This is a genomic window from Microbacterium sp., from assembly GCF_047972865.1.
Taxonomy (GTDB): Bacteria; Actinomycetota; Actinomycetes; order Actinomycetales; family Microbacteriaceae; genus Microbacterium.
Genome location: NZ_JBKEAY010000244.1, coordinates 18,188 through 27,988 on the forward strand (window position 1 = coordinate 18,188; position 9,801 = coordinate 27,988).

10 protein-coding genes are annotated in these 9,801 nt (G+C 69.8%); 5 read left to right on the forward strand and 5 right to left on the reverse strand.

What is annotated here, in order from left to right:
- Positions 1 to 39 precede the first annotated feature (39 nt).
- From ACK5KK_RS15045 to ACK5KK_RS15060, 4 genes are all read left to right on the forward strand, one after another.
- A complete protein-coding gene (locus ACK5KK_RS15045; RefSeq protein ID WP_416890898.1) occupies positions 40 to 648 on the forward strand; it encodes a TetR/AcrR family transcriptional regulator in 609 nt (202 codons plus the stop codon).
- A 120-nt stretch (positions 649 to 768) separates the two neighbouring features.
- Positions 769 to 1,941 carry a cytochrome P450 gene (locus ACK5KK_RS15050; protein WP_416890899.1) on the forward strand — a complete coding sequence of 391 codons (1,173 nt, stop codon included), beginning with the start codon at positions 769 to 771 and terminating at the stop codon, positions 1,939 to 1,941.
- Between the two features lie 20 nt (positions 1,942 to 1,961).
- Positions 1,962 to 2,153: a ferredoxin gene (locus tag ACK5KK_RS15055; protein WP_416890900.1), complete on the forward strand. Its 192-nt coding sequence runs from the start codon at positions 1,962 to 1,964 to the stop codon at positions 2,151 to 2,153.
- Between the two features lies 1 nt (position 2,154).
- A complete protein-coding gene (locus ACK5KK_RS15060) occupies positions 2,155 to 3,318 on the forward strand; it encodes an NAD(P)/FAD-dependent oxidoreductase (RefSeq protein ID WP_416890901.1) in 1,164 nt (387 codons plus the stop codon).
- 197 nt (positions 3,319 to 3,515) lie between these two features.
- On the opposite strand, the gene ACK5KK_RS15065 is transcribed toward ACK5KK_RS15060, so the two are convergent.
- From ACK5KK_RS15065 to ACK5KK_RS15085, 5 genes are all read right to left on the reverse strand, one after another.
- On the reverse strand, positions 3,516 to 4,361 hold the full coding sequence (locus ACK5KK_RS15065; RefSeq protein ID WP_416890902.1) for an alpha/beta fold hydrolase: 846 nt from the start codon (positions 4,359 to 4,361) through the stop codon (positions 3,516 to 3,518).
- A gap of 36 nt (positions 4,362 to 4,397) precedes the next feature.
- Positions 4,398 to 5,201, reverse strand: a complete 804-nt coding sequence (locus tag ACK5KK_RS15070; protein WP_416890903.1) for an NAD(P)H-hydrate dehydratase — start codon at positions 5,199 to 5,201, stop codon at positions 4,398 to 4,400.
- Between the two features lie 20 nt (positions 5,202 to 5,221).
- Positions 5,222 to 6,277: a hemolysin family protein gene (locus tag ACK5KK_RS15075; protein WP_416890904.1), complete on the reverse strand. Its 1,056-nt coding sequence runs from the start codon at positions 6,275 to 6,277 to the stop codon at positions 5,222 to 5,224.
- On the reverse strand, positions 6,270 to 7,592 hold the full coding sequence (locus ACK5KK_RS15080; RefSeq protein WP_416890905.1) for a hemolysin family protein: 1,323 nt from the start codon (positions 7,590 to 7,592) through the stop codon (positions 6,270 to 6,272). The genes ACK5KK_RS15075 and ACK5KK_RS15080 overlap by 8 nt, the downstream gene beginning before the upstream one ends.
- Positions 7,593 to 7,717: 125 nt before the next feature.
- Positions 7,718 to 9,172 (reverse strand): GuaB1 family IMP dehydrogenase-related protein, encoded by a 1,455-nt coding sequence (locus ACK5KK_RS15085; RefSeq protein ID WP_416890906.1) that lies wholly within the window; start codon positions 9,170 to 9,172, stop codon positions 7,718 to 7,720.
- A 147-nt stretch (positions 9,173 to 9,319) separates the two neighbouring features.
- On the opposite strand from ACK5KK_RS15085, the gene ACK5KK_RS15090 reads away from it, so the two are divergent.
- The coding region (locus tag ACK5KK_RS15090; RefSeq protein WP_416890907.1) for a 2-oxoglutarate dehydrogenase E1 subunit family protein at positions 9,320 to 9,801 on the forward strand (482 nt) is incomplete at its 3' end.

Here is a 9,801-nt window from a genome sequence, read left to right on the forward strand (position 1 = left end):
ATGAGGTTAAATCAAAGTCCGAGGCGCTAGCCTGGAGCCATGGCCAGCCTGCGTGTCGCCCAGAAGGAACTCACCCGCAAGCGACTGCTGACCACCGCGCTGTCGCTGTTCGAATCCCGCGGCTACTCCGCCACCACGATCGACGAGATCGCAACGGCGGCCGGAACGACGCGCGTCACCTTTTACGCCCACTTCCCGTCACGCCGCGACATCATGCATGCGCTGATCGAGGAACTCAACGAACTGCTCGGGCGCAGCGCATCACCCGAGCACAGATCCACAGCGCTCGGCCTGGTCGAGGCCGTCAGCGAAGGTTCCGCAAGCGCGATCGGTCGATGGTTGCGCGAACAGGCCGCTCGCTGGCCCGACATCCGCCCATACATCCTCGTCGCCACCGAAGCCGCCGCCGTCGATCCCGAGATCCGTGCGGTGTTCAATTCGTGGTTCGACGAGGTGATCGCCGACATCACCGAAGGTCTGGCCGCGGCCGGTCGATACGACCCGGCAACGCACTATTTCCGCGGCGAGCTCGCTGTGGGCATGCTGGATCGGCTGGCCCTGCACTGGATGGAGCATCACTGGGACATCGCGTCCAGCCCCGCTCTCGACGTCCTGACCGAAGCGTGGACCAAGCTGCTCGGCGACTGATGCACAGTGACTTTATTTTTTGTAAAGTCACTTTGCATCTTGCAAATCCTCGTTGATGGGCTTTACGCTCTGTAAAGTCAGTTCCCGATACGCGGGGACGCCGCTCAACGGTGAGGAATCATGGTCACACCAGCCAGCTCGGACATCGACCTGTTCGCCGACGACGTGCTCGTCGACCCGTACCCGACCTACACGGTCCTGAGGGAGTTGGGCGCCGTCGTCCATCTGCCGCACAACGAGGTCTATGCTCTGACGCGCTACGACGCCATCCGTGAGGCTCTCGGCGATTGGGAGACGTTCTCCTCGACATCGATCGGCTTCAACCCGGCAGTGAACGACGCGCTGCAGGGCACGTCGCTGCGCTCGGATCCGCCCGAGCACACCACGTTGCGCGCGACGCTGTCGGCGAACCTCACGCCTCGCGCCCTGCGGGGCCTGGGCGAGACCATCGACACCAAGGCGGATGCCCTGGTCGCCGCGCTCGCCGAACGCGGCGACTTCGATGCCATCGCTGACCTCGCTCGCGCGTTCCCGCTTGAGATCGTCGCCGACCTGATCGGATTCACCGGCGACGTCCGCGACAACATGATGCGCTGGGGACAGGCAGCGATGGAGGTCATCGGTCCGATGAACCAGCGCACCCAGGAGAACTTCCCCATCGCGGGCGAGCTGTACCAGTGGTGCAGCACCGTTTCGGCCGGAGACCTCGCCGAGGGGTCCATCGGGCGCGGCATCTTCGATGCCGAATCCCGTGGCGAGATTCCGACGGGGAGCGCCGGCCACATCATCCACCAGTACCTCGGCGCGGGCGTCGACACGACGATCGCGTCGATCGGGAACATCGTGGCGCTGTTCGGAAGGCATCCGGAGCAGTTCCAGAAGGTGCGCCGCGACCCCACGCTCGTCCCGTCCGCCTTCGCAGAGGTGCTGCGGTTCTGGCCCCCGGTGCATGCGTGGGGACGGCGGGTCACCCGGGACGTCGACATCGACGGAGCGCTCGTACCGGCGGGTGCGCAGATCGCGATCCTGTTCGGCGCCGGGAACCGCGATGCACGCCACTACGAGGCGCCCGATACCTTCGATGTGACCCGTAATCCCACCGATCACCTGTCGTTCGGCTATGGCCCGCACGGATGCGCAGGTCAGGGCCTGGCACGCCTGGAGGGGCACGCGATCATCCGCGCGCTCGCCACGCACGTCGATGCGTTCCGGGTCGGCGACGAGGCCCGCGTTCCGGCGAACATCACCCGCAGCATCAGCTCCCTGCCGGTCCGCACGGGCGCTCTGGTGTGAACCACATCCGGATCGGAGTGATGATGAGGATCGAACTGGATCGCCCCCGCTGCGAGGGGCATGGCCTGTGTGAAGAGGCGGCACCGTCGCTGCTGCACCTCGACGATGAGGGCGAGCTGGTCATCGACGTGCCCGAAGTGGCCGAGAGCGACCAGGATCTCGCGCGCGCCGCCGTGCGCGTGTGCCCGGTCGCCGCACTCCGTCTCGTCTGACATGCCGGGGCACCCGAGGTTCGGGCGCATCGTCGTCGTCGGCAACGGTATCGCCGGGTTGACCGCGTGCGACACGCTGCGCGCCGAGGGATTCGACGGTGACCTCGTCGTCGTCGGGGCCGAGCCGCGCTCCGCATACAGTCGCCCCGCCCTGTCGAAGGCACTGCTGAGGCTCGACGGTGAACTCGGTGCGCAGGAACTGCCTCCGCCCACGCACGGCGCCGACGCGCTGCTCGGGGTGAGCGCCTCCGCGCTCGAGCCGCAGGCGCGAACGCTCGCGCTCAGCGACGGCAGGACGCTCGACTATGACGGTCTGGTGATCGCGACCGGCTCACGTGCCCGCAGATTCACCGACAGCGCGCACGAACTCTCGCTGCGGGACCTCGACGATGCTGTGCGCCTGCGCCGGGTGCTGGGCGCTCGGCCTCGCGTGACGATCGTCGGCGGTGGCGTGCTCGGGATGGAGATCGCCTCTGGTGCCGTAGCGGCCGGGTGCGAGGTGACCCTCGTCGCCACCGCGCGACCGATGTCGAAGCAACTGGGCCCTCACTTGGCGGCACTGATCGGGGCGGCTGCCGCGTGGGCCGGGCTCCGTCTGGTCCTCGCCAGCCGCGTTGAGGTGCTCGATGTCGGCGACGTCGTACGCGTGATCGCCGACGAGAACGCGATCGTCGGCGACGTCGTCGTGAGTGCCGTCGGGGACACCCCGAACGTCGAGTGGCTGAGTGACTCCGGGCTGCTGCGAGGCGGGGCGCTCATCGCCGACGGCTGCGGCCGAGTTCGGCCGGGCATCGTCGCGGCCGGGGATGTGGCGACCTGGCACGACTCCGATGCCCAGTGGCGCCTGCCACTGTGGACCACCGCGATCGAACAGGCGAAAGTCGCCGCGGGGTCGCTGCTGCACGATGAGCGCGCTGATGAACTGTCCTTCCAGCCCTACTTCTGGACCGAGCAGTTCGGTATGAGTCTCAAAGCGATCGGCCCCCTGCCTGTCGTGGGTGAACCGGAGGTTCTCGAACGCGGCCCCGACGCGGCACCGTCACTGTTGCGCTGGACCCATCCGGACGGATCGCGCACCGCGGTCGCCGTCAACCACCGCATTCCGATCCCGCGCCTGCGCCGACTGACGGCGCCGATCGATCCGCTCGACCCGGCGCGCCCGTGAACGCGGCCGTGGACAGATCACCGGCTGACGATTGAGGGGATGGCGTGGAAGTACCGCACCGGGGCGCGGACTGAATCACCGCGGAGGGGAGTACCGGGAGATGATGTCCGAGAACGTCTGGGTCAGCAGGAAAGAGATCACCCGGGTGAGGCACTGCGGAACCAATCGGCGCACGGGTGTCTCGACGCTGCCGCCTGTCACGTCGTCGCGGATGCCGTGGCCACAGCGGTCGTCCATCGGGTGAGTTCCGCGGCAAGAGCTGCCGCCGCATCGAGCTGGATGAGGTGCCCCGCATCCGGGATCAACGCGACGGTCGCGTGAGGGATCGCCGCACCGAGGCGGTGCGCGCGGTCGACGGGAATCCACACGTCTTCCGCGCCCCAAATGATGTGGACGGGCTCGCTGATGCTGCCGAGAAGCGGCTCGATCTGCGTCGTGAAGGACTCGTCCGCCTGCGCGATCTGCCGGTAGAACGCCGGCTGACCGATGTCACCGGTCCACGGTTCGACCAGCATCCGGAGGTCATCGGCCCGCAGGCCACGGTGGCTCGCGCCGCTGATGTAGGCCTCCACGGCGCCGCGGTGCACAGCGGGCGGGAGCTGTTCGAACACGGCGGCGTGCGCTTTGACGAGAGTGAAGAACGGCGAGCCCCAGGGGGAGAGTGCCACCACGTCGGTCAGGCACAACGAGGCGTACGCCGCACCGTGGAGCAGACGTGCCCGGAGGGCCACCGCTCCCCCGAAGTCGTGAGCGATGATGTGCGGGCGGGTGAGTCCCCAGTGCGCGAGAAGCGCCGCGAACACCTCTCCCTGCACGCCCAGGTCGACTCTGTGCGCGGCGTCCTTGGAGGAGGACCCGTACCCGGGCATATCCCACAGGTACACCGTGAACGACGTCGACAACGCCTCGGCGACGGGACGCCACAGCTCCGATGACCACGGCGTGCCGTGCAGGAACACCAGGGCGGGCCCGGCGCCGAAACGATCCCAGCGGACCCTCCGCTCACGCCACGCGAACTGCTGCGTCAAGGGCGAAGCTGTCATCCCCCGATCCTCCCAGGTTGGGGGACCTCCGGACGCTCATCGCAGCCGGCCGATGACGCCCGGCAGCGCCTCGGCGACGTCGAGTGCGGTGATCGGGCCGCCGCCGCGGGCGCGGACGGCGGCGGCACCGGCGGCACTGTGCAGCCAGGCCGCCGCTGCCGCGATCTCGGCCAGCGCCGCGGTGCGCGACAGCGCCGCGAGCCCACCGACGATGCCGGCGAGCACGTCGCCGGTGCCCGCCGTGGCCAGCCGCGACGTCTCGGCCGCCACCACGCGGGTGCTCCCGTCGGGGGCGGCGACAAGCGTCGCGGCCCCCTTGAGGAGGACGACTGCCCCGAGCGCGGCGGAGGTCTCCCGCGCCGCCGCCGCCCGGTCCGGCCCCGGGGCCGGAAGCCCGATCAGGTCGCGCAGCCGCGCGTGCTCGCCGTCGTGCGGCGTGACGATCCGCGGAGCGCTCCCGTCCGCGGCGAGGTCCACAGCGCCGGCGTCGATCACCACCGGGGCCTGGCCGCCGAGAATCTCACGGAGCGCGTCCGTCTCGGCGGCGTCGCGGTCGGCGGCATCCGTTCCCGAGCCGATCACCCACGCCTGCACCCGCCCGGGCGCGCACACCGTCTCGGGGCGGCGCCGCAGCACCAGTTCGGTCGGGAAACGCGGCCCGAGGTAGCGCACCATCCCGACCCCGGTGCGCCAGGCCGCTTCGACCCCCAGCACCGCGGCTCCGGGGTACCGGTCGGACCCGGTGCGGACCCCGACGACTCCGCGCGTGTACTTGTCGTCGGCGGCGGTCGGTGCCGGCACGAGCCGCGCCGTCTCCTCCGCTGTCCACGCCGCCGTCATGGCGCCAGACTACCCGCGCGTCACAGCCGGCGACGCGTGGCGTCGTTGACCTCGCCGACGAGCTCTTCGATGATGTCCTCCAGGAACAGCACCGCGGTGGTCTCGCCGCGCGCATCGCGCACCTGCGCGAGGTGACGGCTGGAGCGGCGCATGAGCGCGAGCGCGTCCTCCAGGTCGGTCGATTCGGCGACCGGCACCATGTGGTGGATGCGCTTGGACTTGATCGGCTCGTACGCGCGCGTGTCGGCGTACGGACCCTCGGCCTCCCGCAGCACGTCCTTGAGGTGAACGTACCCGATCGGGGTGCCGTCGCCGTCGATGATGACGTACCGCGAGAACCCGTGCTTGGCGACCGCGCGCTCCACATCGTCCGGTGTCGCCGACTCGGGAAGGGTGACCAGCTCGGTCAGCGGCACCGCGGTGTCGCGCGCCTTCTTGTCGGTGAACTCGACGGCGGCCGTCACCGCCCCCGACGCGTCGTCGAGCACGCCCTCGATTCGGGATTGGTTCACGATGGTGGCGACCTCGTCCAGCGTGAACGTCGACGCCGCCTCGTCTTTGGGTTCCACCCCGAACAGCCGCACGGCGTGGTTCGCGATCCAGTTGAGGGCGACGATGACCGGGTAGAACAGCTTCGAGACCCACACCAGCGGGGTCGCCAGCAGCAGCACGGCCCGGTCCGGGATGGAGAACGCGAGGTTCTTGGGAACCATCTCGCCGAACACCACGTGGAGGTAGGACACCACCACCAACGCGATGACGAACGCGATGGTGTCGATGACAGCCTCGCCCCAGCCGGTGAGACCGAGCGGCGCGATCAGCAGGTGGTGGATGGCCGGCTCCGACACGTTCAGGATCAGCAGCGAGCAGATCGTGATGCCCAGTTGGCTCGTCGCGAGCATGAGCGTCGCGTGCTCCATCGCGTACAGGGCCGTCTTGGCCGCACGCGAGCCCTTCTCAGCGCGCGGCTCGATCTGCGAACGCCGCGCCGAGATCACGGCGAACTCCGCACCGACGAAGAACGCGTTGACGACCAGCAGGACGACCAGCCATGCCAGGCCCGCCCAATCACTCATCGTGCACCCCCTCGGCCGCATCGGGGAGCGCGCGCGGCACGAACTTCACCCGGTCGACGCGGCGGCCGTCCATCCGCTGCACCGACAAGGTGCCGTCCTCGATGTCGACGGCATCCCCGACCAGGGGGATGCGCTCCAACTGCGACATCACGAACCCGCCGACGGTGTCGTACATCTCCCCCTCCGGGACGCGGATGCCGGTGCGGTCGTTCAGCTCGTCCGGGCGAAGCTCGCCGGGGAAGACCACAGCCCCGGCCGACCGCACGACACCGGCGCGGCTGCGGTCGTGCTCGTCGACGACCTCGCCCACGATCTCCTCGACGAGGTCCTCCAGAGTCACGACGCCCGCCGTGCCGCCGTACTCGTCGACGACGACCGCCATCTGATACCCGCGGGAGCGCAGCTCGGCCATCAGGGCATCCAGGTGCACCGCCTCCGGAACCCGCAGCGGGTCTTCCGAGACGGCTGCCGCGGGCACGTCGGCGCGGCGATCCCGCGGCACGCTGATCGCCTGTTTCAGGTGCACGATGCCGGTGATGTCGTCCATCGAATCGTCATAGACGGGGAACCGGCTGTGCCCGGTGCGGCGGGCGAGCTGGACGACCTCCTCGACGCTGTCGGCGGCCTGCACCGCGTGCACGCTCGGCCGGGCGGTCATGACGTCGGCGGCGGTGAGGCGCGAGAAGGTGAGAGTGCGATCCAGCAGCGACGCCGTGTCCTCCTCGAGCACGCCTTCGCTGGCGGAGCGGCGCACGAGGCTCGACAGCTCCTCGGCCGTACGCGCGCCGGAGAGTTCCTCTTTCGGTTCGATGCCGCCGGCGCGCAGCACCGCGTTGGCGCTGCCGTTGAGGGCGGCGATCGCCGGCCGGAACACGGTCGTGAACGCGACCTGGAACGGCATCACCAGTTTCGCCGTCTGGCGCGGGACAGCGAGCGCGAAGTTCTTCGGCACGAGTTCGCCGAGGATCATCGAGAACACCGTCGCCACCGACATCGCGATGACGGCGGCGATCGGCCGGGAGACCCCCGGCGCCATCCCCCACGCGGCGAACACCGGGCTGAGCAGGTTCGACAGCGCCGGTTCCATCGTGTAGCCGGTCAGCAGCGTCGTGAGGGTGATGCCCAATTGCGCGCTGGACAGGTGGGTCGAGGTGATCCGCAGCGCCGAGATGGTCAGCGACAGCCGGGATTCCCCGGCGGCGCGACGGGCCTCGAGGTCGGCGCGGTCGAGGTTCACGAGGGCGAACTCGCTCGCCACGAACAGACCGGTACCGATCGTCAGGAGCAGCCCCACGCCCAACATGACGTAATCCATCACACGTCACCCCCGCAGAACCGGGGAGAGGGTCGGTGGGGCGAGCGTCTACTGGGAGGGTCGTCCATCGTGCCACGATTCTACGGCACCGGCACCGGCGCGCCGTCCGCGACGGACCGCGCCGCTCACCAGCTCACGGGGAGCGCCTTGCCCTCCTCGTAACCGGCGGCCGATTGCAGGCCCACCACCGCGCGGTCGTGGAACTGGGCCACGCTGGCCGCACCGGCGTAGGTGAACGACGAGCGCACCCCGGAGGTGATCATGTCGAGCAGGTCCTCCACGCTCGGCCGCAGCGGGTCGAGGTAGATCTTCGACGAGGAGATGCCCTCGGCGAACAGTTCCTTGCGGGCCCGGTCATACGCGTCCAACTGTCCGAACCGCTCCACCACGGCTTTGGTGGAAGCCATCCCCCACGACTCCTTGAACACGCGCCCGGCCGCGTCGGTCTGCAGCCGTCCCGGCGCTTCGATCGTGCCGGCGAACCACGACCCGATCATGACGGACGCCGCTCCCGCCGCCAGCGCCAGCGCGACGTCGCGCGGGTAACGCACGCCCCCGTCGGCCCATACGTGCGCGCCGAGCTCGGCCGCCGCCTGCGCGGTCTCGTGCACGGCGGAGAACTGCGGACGCCCGACGGCGGTCATCATGCGGGTGGTGCACATGGCCCCGGGCCCCACGCCCACTTTGAGGATGTTGGCACCGGCCGCCACGAGATCCCGGGCACCGTCGGCGGTGACGATGTTGCCCGCCGCGAGGGGGATGCCCAGGCCCGCGTCGGCCACGGCGCGCAGGGCGCGAACCATCCCGTCCTGATGCCCGTGGGCGGTGTCGACCACGAGCACGTCGACGCCCGCATCGGCCAACGCCCGTGCCTTCGCGGCCGCGTCCCCGGTGATGCCGACGGCCGCCGCGACGATCAGCCGGCCGTCGGCGTCCACGGCGGGGCGGTAGAGCGTCGAACGCAACGCGCTGCGCTGCGACAGCGTCCCCACCAGGTGGCCCTGATGCAGCACGCAGACGGTGTCGGCCCCGATCGCCACCAGCAGGTCGAACGCCTGGCGGCCGTCGACGACGTCGTCCGCGTCGATCGACGGGGTCCGGCCGCGCACGAGGTCGCCCAGTTGCGCGTCGGGGAGCGACGACGCCAGCCGGGTCGCCGGGACGATGCCGAGGATGTCGTCGACGTGCGGCGCCGCATCCGACGGCGCCACGACCACGCCGTGGCCGGGGGTCGCCGGCAGCAGCTGCACCGCGTCAGCGACCGTCGTGTGCGGGGCCAGCACCAGCGGGGTGTCCCACCGCACCGGCTGCTCCTTGACCCACCGGATCGCGGCGCCCAGATCCTGCAGCGGAAGATCCTGCGGCAACACCCCGAATCCGCCGCGACGGGCCAGGGTCGCGGCCATCCGCGGACCGGTCACCGAATTCATGTTGGCGGCGACCAGCGGGATGGTGGCCCCGGTGCCGTCGGTGGGTGACAGATCGACGTCGAGCCGACTGGTCACCGATGAGTGCCGCGGTACCAGGAACACGTCGGAGTACGTGAGATCGACCGTGGGTCGTTCGCCCAAGAACTGCATAGCTCCACGGTACCGATCGCGGCAACCGATCATGGCGACCGAGACCCGTTCTCAGCACCGTGAACTGGGCTACGCTAAGACGAGGTGTGCACGGCGAGACCCAGAGCGCCCGCACGACAGCACTTCATCGATGAAAGCAGGCAATCCGTGTCCAGTCCGGTGACCGGCGTGGGAACTTCGAGCGAGGGCGAATTCGGGGCCAATGAGTGGCTCGTCGCCGAACTGTACGAGCAGTTCCGTGAGGACAAGAACTCGGTGGACCAGTCCTGGTGGCCGATCCTCGAGGCCTACCACCCGAACGGCGACGGTGATACCGCGACCACACCCGTGGCCCCCGCTCCCCCGGCAGCGCCGGCGCAGGCGGCGCCTCCTGCCACACCTCAGGCCACGTCGCGCCCGGTCACTGCGCCGACGGCGACCCCCGTCGCCCGCACGACGGCCAAGCCCGCCGCACGCCAGCCGATCCCCGCGCAGGCGCCGAGCGCTGCGCCGGTGACCGCTCAGGAAGCCGGTGAGGACGTCATCACGCCACTGCGCGGAATGCCGAAGACCCTCGCAGCGAACATGGACGAGTCGCTCACGGTCCCCACCGCCACGAGCGTGCGGACCGTTCCCGCCAAACTCATGAT